The organism is Spiroplasma citri, from assembly GCF_001886855.1.
GTDB lineage: Bacteria > Bacillota_I > Bacilli_A > Mycoplasmatales > Mycoplasmataceae > Spiroplasma > Spiroplasma citri.
In genome coordinates, this window is sequence record NZ_CP013197.1 from 74,838 (window position 1) to 99,018 (window position 24,181).

Below are 24,181 nucleotides of genomic sequence, written 5' to 3' on the forward strand. Positions count from 1 at the left end.
AAATTTTTACTTTTTTAGCAAAAAATAAAAAAGAGGATAAAAATGTTAAAAACAAATTTAGGAAAATTAATAAATGGTGACGCATTAACTTTTATTAAAAGTTTAGAAAATGATATCGTTGATTTAATTTTAACTGATCCACCCTATTTATATAATTTACCAAAAAGAAAAAACGAGCAAATAAATAAAAATAATATATCAAAAAGTATAAATAAATATATTAATGCTATCTATGATAATAATTTGCATAATTCATTTGATATAAATACTTATTTAGATGAGTTTTATCGAATTTCAAAAACTAAATTTATGTTAATTTGAATGAATAGATGACAAATTAAAGATTATTTAGATTGAGTTTATAAAAATAATATGAATTTTGATTTTTATTTTTGAGAAAAAACAAACCCAATGCCAACTAATAATTTTATTTTGCAAGATAAAGAATATTGTATGATTATTTACTCTAAAAAACACCAAATTCCAAATTATCAAAATAACTATGAAAATAAAAAAACAATATTTAAAAATTCAACAGGATCAGCTTATAAAATAACAGAACATCCAACAGAAAAACCACTAAATATATTTTACGATTTAATTCAAAAATATAGAAGAAGATTGAAATAAGCAACAACAAAAATATAGTGAAGCACAAAAATCAACTTTTAAAGAGTTTTGTAATAAACATAATACTTATATAGAAATTGTTTTGCCAGCAACAAGACAAGAATGATTTGAAAAAATGGGAATATGTCAATTTACAGATATTCAAGTATGAGATAAAAAAACAGATACGCGTAAAATGGGACAATTAATTCCTGAAAGTATAAATTATTATAAATTAAATGAATGAGTTAATATTGAAATAAATTTTATGAAACAATGAATGAAAAATAATCTTAAAACAAAAATTTAATAATTATCATGCTAATTATTTAACAAAAGCAGGTTATGAAATAGAGCCTGGTGAAATTGGAGGTAAAGGTAGTCATAATGCAATGAATTTTCGAGAAGTTAAAGAATTTGAACGAAATAAATTAGAAAATGAAATTAATAATCTATTTGATGAATACAAGTCTAGCAAAGGCAATATTAAAGAATTTAGCAAAATTAAAATTATTAGTGATGATTATGATGGCTTAATTTATGAAATTAAACAATATTTAAAATATGAAAATAATTTTAAAGATTATGAAATAAACCAATTAATTAAATATTTAGATTTAGCAGAAAAAATAAAATATTACAAAATTATCAAGACCATTCCTAGTGCAAAAGAATCAGATTTTAAAAATATGAGTTTAATTGAACAAGAATTTAATGAAATGGTTTTTAAAATCAATCCGATTATGCAAAAAGGATATGATTTGGTGAGAAGTCTAGAAAGAGAGTTATAAAAATATGTGAAATAAAATTAAAAAGAAAAAAATAATTTTATTGATTGGTTTATGTTTTGTTCCAATCATTTTTATTTTTTGTTTAACATTATTTGGAATAGGTTATTCAATTTTTATTAATTGAAAAGAAATTACAATATTTATCAATGAAATTAAGCAATTTCAAATATTATCCTGATGAAATTATATAATTAAAAATGAATATGGATTACTAATAACAGTTGGATTAAGTTTAGCGCTTTATTGCTGGTTTTTTTATTTTGTTTTATTTAGTAAAGTGAAGAGTAAAGAAACTGCAATTAAAACAACCGATAAAATAGATTTTGGTGATAGTAAATGATTAAGTGTAAAAGAAATTGATGATATTAGTGAAAAAATAAATATCAAAGATAATTATAAAAATACAGGCTTTGTTTTTAATTGTAATAAAAACAAAAAAGATTTATTGTTTAATTTAAAAAACAATATTCATAGTGTTATTGTTGGCTCAACAGCAAGCGGAAAAACACAAGGCATAGCATTACCAACAATTTATTTAAATGGAAAATCAACTGCTAAACCAACTATGATCATAACCGACCCCAAGGGAGAATTATATAATTTAACTAGTGGGTTTTTAGCAGAAAATAGTTATAAAATAAAAGTTATTGATTTTCGTAATTTAGAGAAAGAAAATACTTGAAATCCATTAAAACTAATTTATGACGACTTTATTAAAATGATAATGACAAATAACAAAAAAGAAAAAATGAGATGAAAAATAAAATATCAAGATAAAATTAGTTCACTTAGTCATATGTTAATTGACAAAAATATTGAAGATGAATTTTGAAATAATTCAGCAAGTATTATTATTCAAGGAATTATTTTGGCAATATTAGAAGATTATGAAGATAAAATAAGCAAAAATAATTTAACAACAGAAATAGAAGAAATTTTAAAAAAAGAATTATTTTTCAACAAATTTAATATGGCTTTTGTTGCTGCCATTGCTAGTATTAAAAAAGTTCTAGTTGAATGACTTAATAATCGTAAAAATACCAGCATTGCCAAAATAACCGCAAGCCAAGTTTTAGTTGATAGTAAAGAAAATCGAACACTAGATGCTATTTTAATGACTGTTGCAAAAAGTTTAGAAATATTTAACAATGATTTTATTCGCAATTTAACATCTCAAAATGATATTAATTGCAATGATTTTATCGAATATTCAACAGTTTTATACATCATATTTAGTGATGAAAATGATAATTACTATAAATTAATAGCAATATTAATTAGTCAAATTTATCAATTTTTAACAAATAAAGCAAGTGAAATAATTGAACAAAAACTAGAAAAACCAGTATATTTTATTTTAGATGAATTTGCTAATTTAACAAAAATAAACAACATTGAAAAATGAGTTAGTATTTCGCGCAGCAGAAACATATTTTTTCAATTTATTTTACAAGATATCAACCAATTAAAATTAAATTATGGTGATACAATAGCAAAAATTATTTTAAATAACTGTGGGATGCATATTTTCTTACATACCAATGATTTAGAAACAATAAAATATTATAGTGAATTATTTGGAACAAAAACAATCGAACAAATTAGTATTAATGAAAATAAAAGCAATATTAGTGTTTCGAAAAATTTAAAAAGTCACCTCTTAATGTTAACTAGTGAGTTAGCAAATTTAAAACAAGGACAAGGAATTTTTAAAATAGCACGCTATAACTCAATGAAAATAACTTTAAAACTATGAAAAGATTTAAAGTTAGTAGAAAAAACAAACATATTTCAATTAAAAGAAATTAATTATATAAATTTTAATAAAGAATATTTTTATGATATTAAAAATAACAAAAAAGAAATAAAAGAAAATGAAATTAATGAATTTGTCAATTTAACAACAACAGAAATTAAGACAAATATTAATAATTTAAAAATGCAATTAAGAGAGTATGAAAATACAAATTACAAATCTATTCAAAATAAAACAATGATAAATTTATTTTTACAAAAAATCAAAAACCTTGAAATAGAATTAATCAAAAGACAAGAAACCAATAATTATTCTGAAAAGGAATAATTATTTTTTATAAATAGTAAGATTTCACAAAGTGGTCAAGCTGGAACACTTAAAAATGAATGAAGTGTGAGGATATCTCTAAGGTTAATCAACTAATTAAATTAGTACTACATGGGGCAGAAGCGTAGTCGCAAGTGATTAACTAAACCATACCTAAGGGAAACTCTATCTAAATGATAAAAACAATAAAGTTATTTAACAAATAACTAGTGAAATTAAAAAAAGTATAAATGCTTATTTTATATCTTTCTTTAACAATTTTAATATAATAAAATTAAATTATTATTACTTTTAATAAAAATTTGGTTTTTTATTATATAATTAAAATTATTACGAAAGAGTAAAAATGGAAAATAAATGTATTAGTGAATCTGAATTAGAAAAAAAGCTTATTAATAATTTAAAAATTGAAGGTTATGAATATATAAAATTAAATAATGAAGAAGATATTAAAATTAATTTTAGAAATCAAATTTTTAATCATAATAAAAATGAATTAAATAATAAACCATTAACTGATAAAGAATTTGAAAAATTATTATTTAAAATTATGGGTAAAAGTATTTTTAATTATGCAAAAATATTAAGACAGAAAATTACAATTGAGCGTGATGATTTTAAAAGAGAAGATTTAGAATTATTTAATAAAGATAAATGATGTGATAATATTTTTCAATTTACTAATCAATTAACAATAAAAAGTATTTTTCAAAATAGATATGATATAACAATTTTAATTAATGGTTTACCTTTAATACAAATTGAGTTAAAAAAACCAGGAATAAATTTTAAAGAAGCTTTAAATCAAATTAATAGATATAAAAAAGAATCTCATAAAGGATTATTAAAATTTATTCAGTTTTTTATAATTTCTAATCTTATAGATACTAAATATTTTTCAAATAATGATGGTAATATTTTATTTGAAAATTCTTTTTATTGAACTGATGAATTAAATAATAGAATAACTAATTTATTTGATTTTACTAAAAATTTTTTAAATAAATGTCATGTTAGTAAAATGATTGCAAGATATATGATTTTTAATGAAAGTAAAAAAATATTAATGATAATGAGACCTTATCAAATTTATGCAGTTGAAAAACTTATTAAAACAGCAAGCGAAACTAATAATAATGCCTATGTTTGACATACAACTGGATCTGAAAAAACTTTAACTTTTTTTAAATTAAGTCAAATTTTAAAATATATGCCAGAAAAAGAAAAAATATTTTTTTAGTTGATAGAAAAGATTTGGATTTTCAAACCATTGAAGAGTTCAATAAATATGAAAAAGATAGTGTTGATTATACTGAAAGTACTTATAATTTAATTAAAAATATTCAAGATTCCACTAAAAAAATAATATTAACTACAATTCAAAAAATGGCTAATGCTTGTAAAAATGAAAAATATAAATCAATAATGGCTAAATTTAAGAATAAGAAAGTGATTTTTATTATTGATGAATGTCATAGAAGTCAATTTGGAAAAATGTATGTTAGCATTAAAAAAATTTTCGAACATGCACAATATTTTGGATTTACTGGCACACCACGATTTGAACAAAATCAATCGGAAGATGGAAGAACAACAGCAGATATATTTCATAAATGTATCCATAAATATTTACTTAATAATGCAATAGCAGATGGTAATTTTTTAGGTTTTAATGTTGACTATATTGAATCAATTAGAAATAAAAAAGACACTAATGATGAATTGATTGAAGATATTAATAATGATGAATTATTAATAGTTGATTCCAGAATTAACTCTATTTCAAAAAATATAATAGAAACATTTTCAAAAAAAACATACGGAAAGAAATATAATGCTATATTTGCTGTTAAAAATATTAATATGGCAATTAAATATTATAAAACATTTAAAAATTTAAAACATAATTTAAAAATTGCTTCAATTTTTACATTTGAAGCAAATGAAGATTTAAATAATAAAGATTTTTCTTTTAAAATAGAATTATAAAAAATAATTAAAGATTATAATATAAACTTTGATACTAATTTTAATATAAACAGATTTAATGAATATTTTATTGATTTACAAAAGAAAGTTAAAAACAAAGAAATTGATTTATTAATTGTTGTTGATATGTTTTTAACAGGTTTTAATTCACCCATAACTAGTGCATTATATTTAGAAAAATTATTAAAATATCATAAATTAATCCAAGCATTTTCACGAACAAACAGAATTATAAATATTACTAAACCATTTGGTAATATTGTTTGTTATCAAACTACTAAAAAAACTGTTGATGAAGCAATTTTATTGTTTTCTAATAGTACAAATACTGATCAAATATTAATGAAACCATTTGATTATTATGAACTAGAATTTATTAAGTTAGTGAATAAATTAAAAAAAGATTATAATTGTGCTTATGATGTAGGAAATGATGGTGACGAAGTTAAAATTAAAGAATTTATTTTTTTATTTAAAGAAATAGTAAAAATATTATTAAAATTAGAAACATTTATTGAATTTGATATTAATAAAAGTAAATATAATTTTAGTGAAAATGAATATAATGAATTTAAATCTCGTTATTTATCATTTAGTGATGAAAAAATTAAAAAAGAAAAATTATCTGTATTAGCAGATGTTGATTTTGAACTAGAATTAATTTATAGTAATAAAATTAATGTTCATTATATTTTAGAATTATTAAAAAAAATAGATTTAAACAATATTAAAAGAAAAGAAAAACAAATTAAAGAAATAAAAAAAGGATTACAAGAATCAACTGATCCAGTATTAAAATATAAATCACAATTAATAAATTCATTTATTGAAAGAGTTATTTCTACTCTTAAAAATACTGCAGATTTAGAAGTATTATATGAACAATTTTGTGATAAAAAATATGAACAACAAATAATTAAAATTAGTAAAAAATATAATATAGATAAATTAGATATTAATGAAATTATTAGTGAATATCGTTTTACTAATCAATTGCCTTCTAACTTAATTAGAGAAAAAATTAATCAACAATATACTGAAAAAATAGCTATTAATAGTATCTAAAATAAAAGCAAAAAATGAAGTAAAAAAAGAATTAGAATTAAATATAATTAATTTAATTAATGAGTTTGAAAGTTAGGAAAAAATATTATGACAACACATGAAAAACAAAATGTACAACAACAATTATTTTCTAAATTATGAGATATTTCTAATACTCTACGAGGGACAATGGAGCCATCCGAATATAAAGAATATATATTAGGATTAATATTTTATCGTTATTTATCAGATAATGTACAATCTATAATAGAAAAAGATTTAAAAATAGAAGGGATTGATTATCAAACTGCTTTAACTGACGAAAAATATCGTAATGATTTTTTAGAAGTTTTATATGATAATGATAGTGCTGGATATTATATTGAACCGGAATATTTATGACAAGAAATAATTAATAAAATTAATATTGGAAAATTTGATATTTTCTTATTAAGAAAAGCGTTTGAAAAATTAATTGAATCAACAATTGGTTATTCATCAGAAAAAGAATTTGAAAATTTATTTGATTCTGTTGATTTAGATTCTAGTAAATTAGGAAAAACAGAAGCAGAGAAAAGTAAAATAATTGCTAAAGTAATGTTAAAAATTAATGAATCAGAAATTGATATTTTAGGTGATGCCTATGAATATTTAATTAGTAAATTTGCTTCTGAATCAGTAAAAGCAGCAGGTGAATTTTATACACCACAACCTGTTTCTAAATTATTAGCTAAATTAGTTAGTCAAGGAAAAACGGAAATTAAAACTGTTTATGATCCAACATGTGGTTCAGGTTCATTATTATTAAGAGTATATAAAGAATTAAAAATTGGTCATTTATATGGTCAAGAATTAAAAACCAACTCATATAATATTGCAAGAATGAATATGATGTTGCATGGTTTAAAGTATAATAAATTTAATATTTATAATGGTGACACATTAGAAGATGATGGTTTTAAAGGACAAGAATTTGAAATAATTGTTGCAAATCCGCCATATAGTTCTCATTGATCGGCAAATCAAAAATTTTTAAGTGATGAGAGATTTAGTGCTTATGGAAAATTAGCACCAAAAACAAAAGCTGATTTTGCTTTTATTCAAAATATGATTTATAAATTATCTGATAATGGCGTAATGGCTGCTGTTATTCCTCGTGGAATTTTGTTTAGGGGTAATGCTGAATTAATTATTAGAAAATATATGATTGAAAAAAATTGAATTGATAATATTATTAGTTTACCAGTTAATATGTTTTATGGTACATCAATTCCCACTTGTATTATTGTGATGAAAAAATGTAAAATTGATAATTCAATTTTGTTTATTGATGCTTCGAAAGAATTTCAAAAGCAAGGAAATAAAAATACTTTAACCGATAAAAATATTATTAAAATTATTAATATTTTTAATAAAAGAAAAAATATTGATAAATTTTCTAATTTAGTTGATATAGAAATAATTAAAGAAAATGATTATAACTTAAATATTGCTCGTTATGTTGATAATACAGAAGAAAAAGAAATTATTAATATTAAAGCATTACAAGATAACTTAATTAATAATGAAAAAGAAATTCAAAAATTAGATGAAGAATTTAATTTAATGTTAAAAGATTTGGTGATTAATAATGAATAAATATTTGGTGCCAAAAATTAGATTTAAAGGATTTAATGATTTTTATTATAAAACAACTTTTAATAAGTTTTATAATAAGGGTAAATCTGGAGGAACTCCAAGTACAAAAAATAAAGATTTTTATAATGGAGAAATATCATTTTTATCAATTAAAGATGTTACCAATCAAGGCAAATACATTTTTCAAACTGAAAAAACAATAACTAAAAAAGGACTTAAAAATTCTAGTGCTTGATTAGTACCAAAAAATTCATTAATATACTCTATATATGCTTCTGTTGGGTTTCCAACAATCAACAAAATTCCATTAGCTACTAGTCAAGCTTTTTTTTCTATGGAAATTAATAATTTATATTTTTCGACAGAATACTTATATTATTTATTACTTAAATTTAAGAAAAAAGAATTAAATAAATTTATTATAAAACAAACACAGCCCAACCTTTCTAAGAAAATAATTAATCAATTTATTTTTAAAATACCTAGTTTACAAGAACAAACTAAGATTGTAAACTTTTTTAGTATTATTGATAGAAAGATTGAATTAATTAAAGAACAATTAAGTTTATTAGAAAAACAAAAGCAATATTACTTAAATAATATGTTTGCAAATGAAAAAAGTTATCCAAAAATTAGATTTAAAGGATTTAACGATGAATGAAAAAGTAAAAAAATAAAAGAATTAGGTAATATTAAAACTGGTAAAACACCTTCTACAAAAAATGAAAAAAATTGATTAAATGATGTTCTTTGGATTACTATTCCAGATATGACAAAAAAATATTTAACAAATTCTAAAAAGAAAATTTCTTTAATGGCAAGTAAAAAAAACCCTATAGTAAAAGAAAAATCAATTTTATTTTCATGCATAGGTACAATTGGAAATATTGGTATTACAACAACTATAACATCATTCAATCAACAAATTAATTCTATTTCTTCAATAAAAGATGGTGTTGAATATGTATATTATTTATTTCAATATAATACTGAAAAAATAAAATCTTATTCTTCGGCACAAACACTTCCTATGATTAATAAAAATTATTTTGAAAATATTGAGATTTTTGTTTCACTTAATTACAAAGAACAAACTAAGATTGCAAACTTTTTTAGTATTATTGATAGAAAGATTGAATTAATTAAAGAACAATTAAGTTTATTAGAAAAACAAAAGCAATATTACTTAAATAATATGTTTATTTAATTTATGGTTTTTATCTGATTTTTATATAAAAATAAAACTTTTACAAAATTAAAGTAATTTTTTGGTTTTTGTAAGTGTTTATATTTTGATAATGGTAAAAGTATTAATACCATCAATTATTTTCTACAAAATTAAATGAGATTATTGCTGACATTCATTTTGAATCATTATAAAATTTTACTATCATGCAATGATGATTTAAAAGGAATATAATTATATGTTAAATATTTTTAATACTATTAATTTTAGAGAAAAAGTAAATACTGATGTTAATGAAATAGGAAAAAAATTAATATTAGAAGAATGAGAAAGAACTGATCAAGAATTAAGAAAACAAAATTGTAATGGCCAAAATGGATATATTATGTGGGGTAAAAGACCTTTTACAGAAAAAACAGAGTATGGTGATATTACCTTTTTTAGAACATTATTTCGTTTTTTTAATAAAGATACTAATAAATATGAATTTGTTTTCTTATTTGACAAGAAAGTCGGAAGAAAAAAACGAAGTAGAATTAGTATTTTTATTAAAATAGCAATTTGAAAATTAATGGATAGTGCTAAAAGACAAAGAGATATTATGGATATGTACCCAAAATTAAATATATCAAAGATGACAATCACAAACATTAATAAGGAAATTGATTTTACTAAATTATTTAAAGAACAATTAAAAACAAAGACTGAAAAAATAATTGTCCAAACACCATATTTGTATGCTGGAGTTGACGACTCTTTTAGTAATTTAACAAAATATAGAAAAATAGAAAAAAATATGTTTAGAACAGCATATTTTCATACTGGGTATGATGAAAAGATATGTATTTATTAATTAAAATTAATAAATTTTTTTAGTATGTTTAAATATCGATAAAATAAAAGAAAAATTAAAATATTTTTAATTTTTCTAAATTTATGGTTAATTTTTGTAATTTTTATTATATTATTTAATTAATAAAGATTTTTTGCACTTCATTTTGCATTTTGCAAATAACCATTTAAGGTTTCTTGATAATCAAAATATAATCCAACAACTGTATTTGTTGCATCATAAATAGCACCATGTAAAAATATTTTAGGATGATTTATTCCTAGTCATAAATGTTCACTAGCATCAGCTTGTAATAATTCCCCAAAATATTTGCTGCGTTCTCTTAAAGGATGTGATTTATCTTTTTCTCTTAATTTCTGTTTTCTAGGAGATTTTATTTGATTTAGAGACATTAAGTTGTACAAAACTGAATAAGAAATTTTTATTTTTTCATTTTCAAGTAATTTTTTTAAAATGTATAAAATTAAAATCAATATATTTAGTTTTGTAAAGATTAAGAATATTTTCACAAATTTCTGGTTTTGTTTTGTTATATGCTGTTCTACCACGTGAATGATCGGCAAAAGAAGTCATATTTTGTGTATCATAAATTTTCATTAATTGTTCAATTCTACGAATAGACAAATCTAAAATTTTAGCAGCACGTTTTTTTTGTTATTTCATTATTAATAACTTTTCCAATAGTTTTATATTTATGTTTTTCTGTCATTGTTAATTTTCTTTCCATAGTTATCACCAAATTAATAATATAAATAATTGCGAAATTTTTGCTAGATAACTATTACGAAATTATCACAAGATAAGGACAATTTTTAATAAAAAGAATTGACTTTTGTCTCAAACCAATATAAAATTTATAAGCGTATATTGTGAAAAGTGAGGTTAATAATTAATGGCATTAAAAGAAAAAGAATTTGGGCATTACGCTAAAAGAATTGATTACACAAAAGTAAGTGGGAATTTAGATTTACCAAATTTAATTGAAATTCAAACTGAAACATATGATTGATTCAAAAAAACAGGGATTAGCGAAGTGTTCCGGGAGGTATTTCCGATTGTTGGGCATGAAGGAAATATCGTTTTAGAGATGTTAGATTGAGAATTTAGAGAGCCACGAAGAACAATTTCTCAAGCAAAAGATGAGTCAAAAATTTTTGAAGCACCAATTTATTCAAATTTAAAATTAACAATTAATTCAAAAGATGTAGAAGTTGAAAAAGCAATTGTTAAGGGAGAACCCGAATTAATTAAAGCGTGAATTGAAGAACGTGTTGGGCATATGATTACAATTTTAAAAAAAACTACTGATGTTATTTATTATGATATTCATTCTGGCGATGAAATAGCAACATGTACAGTAACAATTAAAGAAAGATTAGATGATAAACTAATTGTTGATATTACAATTGAAAAAGAAGGTGAAGTCTTTTTTGGTGATTTTCCACTAATGACAGGAAAAGGAACTTTTATTGTTAATGGTTCAGAAAAAGTTGTTGTTTCACAATTAGTTCGCTCACCCGGAGCATATTATAAAATTGATTTAAATCGTAAAAATGGAGAAAATGTTTATTATGTTGATTTAATTCCGTCACGAGGAACATGGTTAGAATTTGAATCAGATCATAAAAAAATTAAAGTTGGAAAAGAAGAAAAATTTGAGAATGTTTTTTATGTAAAAATAGATAAATCTAGAAAAGTATCGGTTGCTAATTTCTTAACAGCGTTAGGAATTATTAAAGAAGATGCCCTAGATATTTTTGGCGATAATAAATTAGTAAAAAGTACTTACGAATTAGATCCTTATACAGGTGATATTTTATATGACCAAAGTATTGCTGTTCAAGAAATTTATAAAAAAATTCGTTCAGGAGAAACGGCAACACCAGATGGTGCGACAAAATATTTATATGGATTATTATTTGATAAACGTAAATATGATTTAACAAAAGCAGGACGTTTTAAATTAATTCAAAAATTATCAGTTGAAAACCGAATTTATAACAAAATATTAGCTGAAGACATTAAAGATGTAAATGGTAAAGTTGTTTTTACCGAAGGAACTTTAATGGATAAAGAAGCTATTAACAAGTTAAAAGGAATTTTAAAAGCAGGTGCTTGTTTACAAGAAGTTAAATTTAGTGATGAAATTATTTGTTCTAATAAAATCCAAAAAATTAAAGTATATGTTGATAATGAAGTTCGTTCTCGTGTGGCAAATATTATTGGAATTGATCCTAATGCAACTGATGAATATGTAACAGTTCCTGATGTCTTGGCAACATTTTCATATTTATTAAATTTAACAGATGGAATTGGGGAAGTTGATGATATTGACCATTTAGGAAATCGTCGTGTCCGAACAATTGGGGAATTATTACAAAATCAATTTCGAATTGGATTACTAAGAATTGAAAAAAATGTTAAAGAAAAAATGTCAACTTCAAATTTATTTAAAATGAAACCTTCAAATATTATTAATAATAAACCCTTATCAGCGATTATTGGGGAATTTTTCAATTTATCACAGTTATCACAATTTATGGATCAAACAAATCCTTTAGCTGAATTAACAAATAAACGTCGATTAACAGCCCTAGGGCCAGGGGGGCTATCAAGAGAACGTGCTGGATTAGAAGTCCGAGATGTTCACTACTCACATTATGGTCGTATTTGTCCAATTGAAACACCAGAAGGACCAAATATTGGATTAATTAATAACTTAGCAACATATGCCAAAATTAATTCATATGGTTTTATTGAAACACCATATCGCCGTGTTATTGGTTGCAAAGTTACCATGGAAAATGATTATTTAACAGCGGATGAAGAAAAAAATTATGTTGTTGCACAAGCTAATATTCGTTTAAGTGATAAGGGTGAAATTTTAGATGAACAAGTGGTTGCACGTTTCCAAGGAGAAAATATTATTGCCGGACGAAATGATGTTGACTATGTTGATGTTTCACCAAAACAAATTGTTTCAATTGCAACAAGTTGTATTCCATTTTTAGAAAATGATGATGCCAATCGTGCTTTGATGGGAGCCAATATGCAACGACAAGCAATTCCTTTAATTGCTCCAAATTCACCATATGTAGGAACAGGAGTTGAATATGCTGCTGCTCGTGACTCGGGATTAGCAATTGTTTCACAATATGATGGAATTGTTGATTTTGTTGATGCAACAAGAATTGTTTTAAAAACAAAAGAAGGGTTAAAAAATTATAATTTAGACACTTTTGTTCGTAGTAACCAAGGGACATCATTAACTCATGTGCCATTAGTGCGTCAAGGACAAAAAGTTGAAAAAGGACAGGTTTTAGCTGATGGACCATCAATTGATAAAGGGGAACTAGCCTTAGGACAAAATGTGGTAGTTGCTTTTACAACATGAAATGGTTACAACTATGAAGATGCTATTATTGTTTCAGAACGCTTAGTATCAGAAGATGTTTTTACATCAATTCATATTGAAGAATATACAATTGAACGTCGTCAAACAAAACAAGGACCAGAAGAAATTACGCGTGAGATTCCTAATATTTCTGAAAATGCACGCAAATTTTTAGATGATGATGGATTAGTTATTATTGGGACAGAAGTTAAACCAGGTGATATTTTAGTTGGGAAAGTAACACCAAAAGGACAAACCCAATTATCACCAGAAGATAAATTATTGCAAGCAATTTTTGGTGAGAAATCAAAAAATGTTAAAGATAATTCATTACGAGTTCCAAATGGTGGTGAAGGAATTATTCAAGCAATTAAACGCTTTCCACGAGAAAAATATGAAGTATCAGCTGATGTTTTAGAAGTTATTAAGATTTATATTGTTCAAAAACGAAAAATCCAAGAAGGAGATAAAATGGCTGGTCGTCATGGAAACAAAGGGGTTATTTCGAAAATTTTACCATTGGAAGATATGCCACATATGGAAGATGGAACACCAGTTGATATTATGTTAAATCCATTGGGGGTACCATCACGGATGAATATTGGACAGGTGTTAGAAATTCACTTAGGAATGGCAGCGAAAAAGTTGGGACAAAAAATTTCAACCCCTGTTTTTGATGGGATGATAAATGAAGAATTAATTGAAATTATGGATAAAGCAGGAATGAAAAACTTTGGGAAAGAAGTTTTAATTGATGGTCGAACAGGTGAAAAATTTGATAATCCAGTTTCGGTAGGAGTAATGTATATGTTGAAATTATCACACATGGTTGATGATAAATTACATGCGCGAAATGTCGGACCATATTCATTAATTACGCAACAACCATTAGGAGGAAAAGCTCAAAATGGGGGACAGCGTTTTGGAGAAATGGAAGTATGAGCATTAGAAGCTTATGGTGCAGCCCATACATTGCGTGAAATTTTAACAATTAAGTCTGATGATATTAAAGGAAGAACACGTGCATATGAATCAATTGTTAAAGATAAAAAGATTCCAGAACCAGGGATTCCAGAATCATTTAATGTGCTAACTCGTGAAATCCAAGGGTTAGGATTTAATATTCATATGATTGATGAAAAAGGAAATATTAAAAATATTAAGAGTTATGATGAAGCAGATTATGTTGATGAAGATTTATTAACAGATTGTGATGAATTTGAAGATGAATTTGATATTGATAATTTTATTTTAAGTACTAATCGTGAACCACAAAAAAAAGAACATTTAGAGGACTTTGTTAAAGTTGAAGATAGTTTTGATTTGGTAGATAACTTAGATGATAATGAACTTGATGACATTGACAATGAGATTGATGAAATTAATGATCAAGATGAATTAGATTAAGGGGGAAGAAAAAAATGATTGAAAATAATGAAAAAAATAATCGTATGATTAAAATCGGCTTAGCAAACCCCGATGATATTCGCAGTTGGTCATTTGGGGAAGTAAAAAAACCAGAAACAATTAATTATAAAACATTAAAACCAGAACGTGATGGATTATTTGATGAAAAGATTTTTGGCCCAACCAAGAATTTTGAGTGTGCTTGTGGGAAGTACAAAAAATCAAAAAATAAGGGAAAAATTTGTGAACGTTGTGGTGTAGAAATTACTGAAGCGATTGTTCGTCGTGAACGAATGGGACATATTGAATTAGAAGAACCAGTGACACATATTTGAATGTTAAAAGCAGCACCAAGTCGGATTGCTTTAATTTTAGATATGAAGACAAAAGAACTTGAAGAAGTTGTTTACTTTGTTTCATATATTGTGTTAGATGCTGGTGATGCAAAATCATTAAAACAAAAAATGGTATTAGATTTAGGAAATGCTAAAACATCAGCCCAAACACGTCAACGATTAACAAAAACATTACGTGAAATTTTGGATACACTAGAACCTGACACAATTGCTTATGAAGCGGGAGAAACAATGATTGAAGATTTAAAAAATACTTCGTTACCATTTTCAATGGATGAATGTGCCCAATTCATTAATCGTCATACTAATGCACGCTTTGGAATTGGCGCAGAAGCGGTGGAAGTATTATTAAAAAACTTAAACATTGATGATGAAATTGAAAAAATTAAGCAAGATTTAAAAGATAAAAAAACACAATTGGATCAAAATAAATTAATGAAACGTTTAGAAGTTTTAGATTCGTTAAAAAAATCAGGTTCACGACCAGAATGAATGATCTTACGAGCAGTACCAGTAATTCCGCCTGATATTCGCCCAATTATTCAATTAGATGGTGGTCGTTTTACAACATCAGAGATTAATGATTTATATCGTCGAATTATTATTCGAAATGAACGATTAAAAAAAGTTAAAGCAATGGGAGCACCAAGTGTTATTGTTAATAATGAAAAAAGGATGCTACAAGAAGCCGTTGATGCTTTATTAGATAATGAACGCAAAGCGCGACCAGTAACTGGAAAAGATAAACGCCCATTAAAATCATTAACAAGTATTTTAAAAGGGAAACAAGGTCGTTTCCGTCAAAATTTATTAGGGAAACGAGTTGACTATTCAGGACGTTCAGTTATTGCAATTGGTCCTGACTTAAAAATGTATCAATGTGGATTACCACGTGATATGGCTATTACATTATTTAAACCATTTGTTATTAGCAAATTAGTTAAAGATGGTTTAGCAGCAAATATTAAAGTTGCGGAAAAACTAATTTTAAATCAAGACGATAAAGTATGAGAAGTTTTAGAAGAAGTTATTAAAAGTCGGCCAGTGTTATTAAACCGTGCACCAACTTTACACCGATTAGGAATTCAAGCATTTGAGCCAAAATTAGTAAAGGGGAAAGCAATTAGATTACATCCATTAGTAACAACTGCTTTTAATGCTGACTTTGATGGTGACCAAATGGCGGTTCATGTACCAATTACAGAAGAAGCAGTTGCTGAAGCACGAAGTTTAATGTTAGGAAGTCGAAATATTTTAGGTCCAAAAGATGGTAAGCCAATTGTTACACCAACCCAAGATATGGTGTTAGGGAATTACTATTTAACCTATGAAGAAAAAGGACAATTAGGAGAAGGAACAATCTTTAAAGATTTAAATGAAGCTGTTATTGCATATGAAACTGGAGCTGTCGCTTTGCATGCTTTAGTTGCCATCCCTGTTGCTGGTTTTGTAAATAAAAAATTCAATTCAGAACAAATGAAAGATTATATTATTACAACACCAGGAAAAATTATTTTTAATCAAATTTTTAAAGAAGAGTTTCCATACTTAAATGAACCTAATATTGAAAATTTAACAGCATTACCAGCTCGCTCATTAATTAAAGACAATGTTAACTTGGTTGAATACTTAGCTACTTGAAAAGTTAATCCACCGTTTAAGAAAAAAGATTTATCAAATATTATTGATCGCTACTTTAAACAATATGGAGCTAATAAGACGGCTGAAATGTTAGATAACATGAAAAACCTTGGTTTCAAATATTCAGGGAAATCGGGTGTAACAGTATCAGCAGGCGATGTTAAAGTATACGACAAAAAACACGAAGAATTTAAAGCGGCAGATCAAAAAGTAAAAGAAATTAATGATTACTTTAAAATGGGAATGCTAACAAGTCGTGAAAAACAACACCGTATTATTAGCGTTTGATCAAAAGTTAAAGATAACATTCAAACTGAATTAGAACATGTTTTACGTGAAGACCCAAAAAATCCAATCTTTATGATGGCGGATTCAGGTGCACGGGGAAATGTCTCAAACTTTACCCAATTAGTTGGGATGCGGGGATTAATGAATAATCCAAAAGGAGATATTATTGAATTACCAATTAAGTCTTCTTTCCGTGAAGGCTTAACAGTGTCAGAATTTTTTATTTCAACCCATGGGGCGCGAAAAGGAATGGCGGATGTTGCTTTAAAAACAGCTGACTCGGGATATTTAACAAGACGATTAGTTGATGTTTCGCAAGAAATTATTATTACAATGAAGGACTGTAATGCTCGTCGTGGTTTTGTTGTATCAGATATTATTGAACAAAAACATGCTAATATTATTGTGCCATTATTTGACCGCTTAGTTGGTCGCTATAATTTAAAAGATATTAAATTAAAAAATGGTGAAGTTATTCTTGCTAATACATTATTGAGCGAAGAAGATACTAGAAAAATTGTTGATAATGATATTAAGGAAGTTATTATTCGTTCTGTTTTAACTTGTGAAGCAGAAAAAGGTGTTTGTCAACGTTGTTATGGAAAAAACCTTGCAACAGGAATGGAAGTTGAAATTGGTGAAGCAGTTGGTACAATCGCTGCGCAATCAATTGGTGAACCAGGGACACAGTTAACAATGCGAACATTCCATACTGGTGGTGTGGCTGGGGGAGCTGATATTACCCAAGGGTTACCACGGATTAAAGAATTATTAGATGTAACCACACCAAAAGGATCAATTGCTGTTATTTCTGAAATTGATGGAAAAATTAGTGACATTCGTGATGAAGGTGGAATTCATACAATTTATGTTAAATCAGATAGTGATGAACGAAAATATAAAACACAATATAATGCTGTTTTAAGAATCAAAATTGGTGATAAAGTTGTTCGTGGCCAAAAATTGACTGAAGGTTCAATTAAAATTAAAGAATTATTAGAAGTTGCCAAAATTGAAGATGTTCATAATTATATTTTAAAAGAAGTGCAACGAGTTTACCGCTTACAAGGAATTGAAATTTCTGATAAATATATTGAAATTATTATTAAACAAATGTTGAATAAAGTTAAAATTATTGATGCTGGTGATACTGAATTATTACCAGGGGAAATTGTAACGGTTAAACGTTATCGCAATGAAACAATTAACGCTGTTCGTTCAATGAAAAAACCGCCAACGGCAAAACATGTTATTTTTGGAATTAAAAAAGCGCCATTAGAATCTGAATCATTCTTATCATCAGCGTCATTCCAAGATACAACACGAGTATTGGTTAAAGCAATTATTAAAGGCAAAGTTGATTGTTTAGAAGGATTAAAAGAAAACATTATGTTAGGACATTTAATTCCAGCTGGAACAGGGTTAAAAAATCCAAAAGATATTATTACGGCCGGAATTGCAGCGAAAGCTGAAGAATATTAAAAAGACCATACGGTCTTTTTTTTCTTGGGAATATTGCGGATAAATATTGACTTAATTTTTTGTTTTATGTAATATTATATATGGATTGTATTCTTTGATACACTCGGGTATGTGAAACAGAAAGGAGAAAGTTTAATGCCAACAATTAATCAATTAGTGCGTAAACCACGTAAAGATAAAGTGTGAAAAACAAAAGCTCCTGCTTTAAACAGAGGGCTAAACTCTTTACAAAAAAAACCTACTAATGTTAAGGCACCACAAAAAAGAGGTGTTTGTACAAGGGTTGCAACAATGACCCCAAAAAAACCGAACTCAGCATTACGAAAATATGCTCGTGTTCGTTTAACAAACGGAATGGAAGTAACAGCATATATTCCTGGTGAAGGACATAACTTACAAGAACATAGTGTTGTATTAATCCGTGGGGGAAGGGTTAAAGACTTACCAGGGGTTCGTTACCATATTATTCGTGGTACTTTAGATACTGCTGGGGTTAATAAACGCCAACAAGGAAGATCACTATACGGAACAAAAAGACCAAAAGCTACAAAAGCTTAATTAAACAGAAAGGAGGATTATTACGATGCGTAAACACCAAGCAGAGAAAAGAGATGTTTTACCAGATCCAATTTATAGTTCAAAATTAGTAACGCGTGCAATTAATAAAATTATGATTGATGGAAAAAGAGGAGTTGCTCAAACAATTTTATATGGAGCATTTGATATTGTTAAAGAAAAAACAAAGACTGAACCGTTAGAAATTTTTAATAAAGCAATTGAAAATATTACTCCACATTTAGAATTAAAAGTTCGCCGAATCGGAGGAGCTAATTACCAAGTTCCAATCGAAGTAAATGAAGAGCGGAAAGTTACATTAGGATTAAGATGATTAATTAATTATGCAAGATTACGTAATGAAAAAAGTATGATTGATCGTTTAGCAAATGAAATTATTGATGCTTCAAATGGAATTGGGGGAGCAGTTAAGAAAAAAGATGATACTCATAAAATGGCGGAAGCTAATAAGGCTTTTGCTCATTATCGTTGATAAAAAATAGAAAGGAAAAGAAAAATGGCAAGAGAATATTCTCTAGAAAATACGAGAAATATTGGAATTATGGCACATATTGATGCTGGAAAAACCACAACAACAGAACGCATCTTGTTCCATACTGGTAAAATTCATAAAATTGGTGAAACCCATGATGGAGCTAGTCAAATGGATTGAATGGCTCAAGAACAAGAACGTGGAATTACAATTACTTCTGCAGCAACAACGGCATTTTGAAAAAATATGCGTTTAAATATTATTGATACTCCAGGACACGTTGATTTTACTGTTGAAGTAGAAAGATCATTACGAGTATTAGATGGGGCAGTTGCTGTCCTTGATGGGCAATCAGGAGTTGAACCCCAAACAGAAACGGTTTGACGTCAAGCAACAACTTATGGTGTACCACGGATTGTCTTTGTTAATAAAATGGATAAAATTGGAGCTGACTTTTTATACTCAGTAAAAACAATTCATGACCGTTTACAAGCTAATGCCCATCCAGTTCAAATTCCAATTGGAGCTGAAGATCAGTTTACAGGAATTATTGATATCGTTGAACGAAAAGCTTATCATTATGATGGCGCAGCAAACGAAGAAGCAAAAGAAATTTCAATTCCAGATGATTTAAAAGACTTAGTTGAAGAATACCGTATGAAATTGATTGAAGCAGCGGTTAACTTTAATGAAGAGTTAATGTTAAAATACTTGGATGGGAATGATATTTCAATTCCAGAAATTAAAAGTGCAATTCGTGCTGCAACATTAACTGGTGATTTTTTCCCAGTCTTTTGTGGAAGTGCTTTTAAAAACAAAGGAGTTAAATTAATGCTGGATGGGGTAATTGATTATTTACCTTCACCACTTGATATTCCATCAATTAAAGGTGTTCTAGAAGATGGAACCGAAGTTGAACGTCATGCTGACGATAGTGAACCATTTTCAGCGTTAGCATTTAAAATTATGACAGACCCATTTGTTGGAAAATTAACATTCTTTCGTGTTTACTCAGGAGTGTTAAAAAAAGGAAGTTCTGTTTTAAATTCAACAAAAGATAAAACAGAGCGCATTGGTCGTTTGCTAAAAATGCATGCTAATAATCGTGAAGAAATTGAAGCAGTGTATGCTGGTGATATTGCAGCAGCAGTTGGTTTAAAATTAACAACAACGGGAGATACACTTTGTGATGAGAAAAACGAAGTCATCTTAGAATCAATGGTTTTTCCAGAACCAGTTATTAACTTAGCTTTAGAACCAAAAACAAAAGCTGACCAAGAAAAAATGAGTTTAGCATTACAAAAATTAGCAGAAGAAGATCCAACTTTCCGAACATGAACAGATGAAGAAACAGGACAGACAATTATTGCTGGAATGGGTGAGTTACACTTGGATATTTTAGTTGACCGAATGAAACGTGAATTTAAAGTGGAAACCAATGTTGGAGCACCGCAAGTCTCATATCGTGAAACATTTAAAGATAGTGCTGAAGTGGAAGGAAAATACATTAAACAATCAGGAGGGCGTGGACAATACGGACACGTATGAATCAAGTTTGAACCAAATCATGATAAAGGATTTGAGTTTGTTGATGCAATTGTTGGTGGAAAAATTCCAAAAGAATTCATTGGTTCAGTTAAAAAAGGATTAGAAGAATCAATGCAAACAGGAAAATTAGCAGGATATCCAATGATTGATATTAAATCAACGTTATATGATGGGTCATACCATGATGTCGATTCGTCACAAATGGCTTATGAGTTTGCTGCTAGTTTAGCATTAAAAGAAGCAGCTAAAAAATGTAAACCAGTTATTTTAGAACCAATTATGGCTGTTGAAGTTACTGTTCCAGAAGAATACTATGGTGATGTAATGGGAAACTTATCTTCACGTCGTGGTCAAATCGAAGGAAATGATCAACATGGAAATGCCCAAGTTGTAAAGGCAAAAGTTCCATTATCAGAAATGTTTGGATATGCAACTGACTTACGAAGTTTTACCCAAGGACGTGGAACTTATACAATGTTGTTTTCACATTACCAAGAAGCGCCAAAGTCAATTACTGAAGAAATTATTAAAAAAGTAGGAAAATCAACAGACTAATTATTACAAAATGGTTTAATCTACCATTACTAAAAAAAGATTGCAAAGTAAAAAGAATTAATTTACAATAGTTATGACATTTGTCTATTAATTAAAAATATAGGAGGAAAAGATTAAAATGGCAAAACAAAAATTTTATAGAAGTTTACCACACGTAAATGCTGGAACAATTGGCCACGTTGACCATGGTAAAACTACTTTAACAGCAGCTATTACAACTGTATTAGCTAAAAAAGGATTTGCAGAAGCCCAAAAATATGACAATATTGATAAAGCTCCTGAAGAAAAAGAACGTGGAATTACAATTAATACTTCACACGTTGAATATCGTACTGATAAAAGACACTATGCGCATGTGGACTGTCCAGGACATGCCGATTATGTTAAAAACATGATTACTGGTGCTGCGCAAATGGATGGTGCAATTTTAGTTGTTGCGGCAACAGATGGTCCAATGCCTCAAACAAGAGAGCATATCTTATTATCAAGACAAGTTGGTGTACCAAAAATGGTTGTTTTCTTAAACAAATGTGATATGATGGATGGCGATACTGAAATGATGGATTTAATCGAAATGGAAGTTAGAGATCTATTAAGTGAATATGGTTTTGATGGAGAAAAAACACCAGTTATTAGAGGTTCAGCCTTAAAAGCTCTTGAAGGTGATGCTCAATGAGAAGAAAAAATTATGGAATTAATGGATGCAATTGATAAATGAATTCCTGAACCAGAAAGAGATACTGCAAAACCATTTATGATGCCAGTTGAAGATGTTTTCACAATTACAGGTCGTGGAACAGTGGCAACAGGTCGTGTTGAACGTGGAATTGTTAAAGTTAATGAAGAAGTTGAAATTGTTGGCTTAAAAAGCGAAACTAAAAAAGTTGTTGCAACAGGTTTAGAAATGTTTAGAAAATTATTAGATGATGCTAAAGCTGGAGATAATGTTGGGGTTTTATTACGTGGAGTTGATCGTAGTGATGTTGAACGTGGACAAGTTATTGCTAAACCAGGTTCAGTTAAACCACATAAAGAATTTAAAGCACAAGTTTATGTTTTAACAAAAGAAGAAGGTGGGCGTCATACACCATTCTTCGGAAACTACCGCCCACAATTTTACTTCCGTACAACTGATGTTACAGGTTCGATTAAATTACCAAGTGGTGTTGAAATGGTTATGCCAGGGGATAATGTTGAGATGACAGTTGAATTAATTGCCCCAGTTGCAATTGAAGAAGGAACAAAATTCTCAATTCGTGAAGGTGGACGTACAATTGGTGCCGGAACAGTTGTTTCAATTAGTAAATAATAACATTAAAAAATAACTCGCTTTGAGTTATTTTTTTATTAATAGAATTAATCTCGTTTTTATATTTTTTTCTTATATAATATTAAGTAAGTCCTGAAAGGAGTACTAACAATGGGATATAATCCAACAGTTAATAATGCAGAAGTTCCAGCAACAAGTAGTTTTTGAGGAAAATTCTTTGTATACATTTCATTTCTTTTAATTACCCCAATTTTCTTATTTATTTTATCAAGAAATAATTTAATTAGAAATAAAGAAAAAATTGAAGAAACAGCTTCTGATATTGATGTTCAATTAAAACGAAGAGTTGATATGTTAACAAAATTAATTGATAGCACAAAACAATATATGAAATATGAAAAAGATACTTTATCAGCAGTTGTAGAATTGCGTAGTCAAGCAAATAAAAACTTAAATGTTAAGGAATTAGATCAAATTAATAATGCTGTTACAAGCCAAGTAGGTAAAATTAATGTATTAATTAATGTATTATTAGAAAATTATCCAGATTTAAAAGTAATAACAGTGTAATTGAATTATAAGCAGGAATTAGAGATTGTGAAGATAATATTGCAGCTGCACGACGTTTTTATAATTCAGCAGTTCGTGACTTTAATGCTAGTTTAAAAACATGGCCATCAAATGTTGCGGCAAGTTCATTAAAATTAAGTACATTCTTATACTTTGAAGCTAATGTTGCTGACCGCCAAGATGTTAAAATAGATTTAGGCCAATAATTATTTTGGTTTAATTCTATTTTTTAATTAATTAAAAAAATATAAAAGGATAAAATAAAAATAATTAAATCAGACTTAGAAACAATTGTTGAACATGATTTTCAATTATTAATGCAAAAACATAAATTAAAAAATCTTAATTTTAAATATTTTAAAAAACGATATATTTTTTTAAATTTTATATTAGTTGTTATTACTTTTTTCTTATGATTTTTACTATTAT

General features: G+C 26.8%; 16 protein-coding genes and 2 pseudogenes. 17 read left to right on the forward strand and 1 reads right to left on the reverse strand.

Annotation, left to right across the window (positions count from 1 at the left end; translation table 4 throughout):
• Positions 1-42: 42 nt before the first annotated feature.
• The 9 genes and pseudogenes from SCITRI_RS00375 to SCITRI_RS00405 all read left to right on the forward strand — a co-directional run bounded on the left by SCITRI_RS00375 (position 43) and on the right by SCITRI_RS00405 (position 10,193).
• Positions 43-630: a site-specific DNA-methyltransferase gene (locus SCITRI_RS00375; protein WP_071890466.1), complete on the forward strand. Its 588-nt coding sequence runs from the start codon at positions 43-45 to the stop codon at positions 628-630.
• 82 nt (positions 631-712) lie between these two features.
• Positions 713-919 (forward strand): hypothetical protein, encoded by a 207-nt coding sequence (locus SCITRI_RS09730; RefSeq protein ID WP_147076637.1) that lies wholly within the window; start codon positions 713-715, stop codon positions 917-919.
• Positions 920-1,001: 82 nt separating this feature from the next.
• Positions 1,002-1,400 (forward strand): hypothetical protein, encoded by a 399-nt coding sequence (locus SCITRI_RS00380; protein WP_071890468.1) that lies wholly within the window; start codon positions 1,002-1,004, stop codon positions 1,398-1,400.
• A 4-nt stretch (positions 1,401-1,404) separates the two neighbouring features.
• A complete protein-coding gene (locus SCITRI_RS00385; protein ID WP_071890469.1) occupies positions 1,405-3,483 on the forward strand; it encodes a VirD4-like conjugal transfer protein, CD1115 family in 2,079 nt (692 codons plus the stop codon).
• A 346-nt stretch (positions 3,484-3,829) separates the two neighbouring features.
• Positions 3,830-4,723: a type I restriction endonuclease gene (locus SCITRI_RS10655; RefSeq protein ID WP_204305188.1), complete on the forward strand. Its 894-nt coding sequence runs from the start codon at positions 3,830-3,832 to the stop codon at positions 4,721-4,723.
• 14 nt (positions 4,724-4,737) lie between these two features.
• Positions 4,738-6,537: pseudogene (locus tag SCITRI_RS12385) on the forward strand (type I restriction endonuclease subunit R, EcoR124 family).
• Positions 6,538-6,624: 87 nt separating this feature from the next.
• Positions 6,625-8,154 (forward strand): type I restriction-modification system subunit M, encoded by a 1,530-nt coding sequence (locus SCITRI_RS00395; RefSeq protein WP_071890474.1) that lies wholly within the window; start codon positions 6,625-6,627, stop codon positions 8,152-8,154.
• Entirely contained in the window at positions 8,147-9,361 is a 1,215-nt protein-coding gene (locus SCITRI_RS00400) for a restriction endonuclease subunit S (protein WP_071890478.1), read from the forward strand. The genes SCITRI_RS00395 and SCITRI_RS00400 overlap by 8 nt, the downstream gene beginning before the upstream one ends.
• A gap of 217 nt (positions 9,362-9,578) precedes the next feature.
• On the forward strand, positions 9,579-10,193 hold the full coding sequence (locus SCITRI_RS00405) for a UPF0236 family transposase-like protein (protein WP_071890481.1): 615 nt from the start codon (positions 9,579-9,581) through the stop codon (positions 10,191-10,193).
• A gap of 158 nt (positions 10,194-10,351) precedes the next feature.
• Here SCITRI_RS00405 and SCITRI_RS12565 read toward each other — a convergent pair.
• Positions 10,352-10,909 (reverse strand): annotated as a pseudogene (locus SCITRI_RS12565) (ISNCY family transposase); the annotation flags it as partial.
• A gap of 176 nt (positions 10,910-11,085) precedes the next feature.
• On the opposite strand from SCITRI_RS12565, the gene rpoB reads away from it, so the two are divergent.
• From rpoB to SCITRI_RS12005, 8 genes are all read left to right on the forward strand, one after another.
• A complete protein-coding gene (gene rpoB / locus SCITRI_RS00420) occupies positions 11,086-14,994 on the forward strand; it encodes a DNA-directed RNA polymerase subunit beta (RefSeq protein WP_071890492.1) in 3,909 nt (1,302 codons plus the stop codon).
• Positions 14,995-15,008: 14 nt separating this feature from the next.
• Complete coding sequence (rpoC, locus tag SCITRI_RS00425) at positions 15,009-18,761, forward strand: DNA-directed RNA polymerase subunit beta' (RefSeq protein ID WP_071890497.1); 3,753 nt, start codon at positions 15,009-15,011, stop codon at positions 18,759-18,761.
• A 135-nt stretch (positions 18,762-18,896) separates the two neighbouring features.
• Positions 18,897-19,319 (forward strand): 30S ribosomal protein S12, encoded by a 423-nt coding sequence (rpsL, locus tag SCITRI_RS00430; protein WP_071890501.1) that lies wholly within the window; start codon positions 18,897-18,899, stop codon positions 19,317-19,319.
• A 25-nt stretch (positions 19,320-19,344) separates the two neighbouring features.
• Positions 19,345-19,812, forward strand: coding sequence for a 30S ribosomal protein S7 (rpsG, locus tag SCITRI_RS00435; RefSeq protein WP_071890505.1), 468 nt, complete (start codon positions 19,345-19,347; stop codon positions 19,810-19,812).
• A gap of 21 nt (positions 19,813-19,833) precedes the next feature.
• Positions 19,834-21,912 carry an elongation factor G gene (gene fusA / locus SCITRI_RS00440; protein WP_071890509.1) on the forward strand — a complete coding sequence of 693 codons (2,079 nt, stop codon included), beginning with the start codon at positions 19,834-19,836 and terminating at the stop codon, positions 21,910-21,912.
• A gap of 118 nt (positions 21,913-22,030) precedes the next feature.
• Positions 22,031-23,221 carry an elongation factor Tu gene (gene tuf / locus SCITRI_RS00445; protein WP_071890513.1) on the forward strand — a complete coding sequence of 397 codons (1,191 nt, stop codon included), beginning with the start codon at positions 22,031-22,033 and terminating at the stop codon, positions 23,219-23,221.
• 111 nt (positions 23,222-23,332) lie between these two features.
• On the forward strand, positions 23,333-23,752 hold the full coding sequence (locus SCITRI_RS12000) for a LemA family protein (protein WP_250638242.1): 420 nt from the start codon (positions 23,333-23,335) through the stop codon (positions 23,750-23,752).
• A 38-nt stretch (positions 23,753-23,790) separates the two neighbouring features.
• Positions 23,791-23,958: a LemA family protein gene (locus SCITRI_RS12005; protein ID WP_250638252.1), complete on the forward strand. Its 168-nt coding sequence runs from the start codon at positions 23,791-23,793 to the stop codon at positions 23,956-23,958.
• Positions 23,959-24,181: the final 223 nt, after the last annotated feature.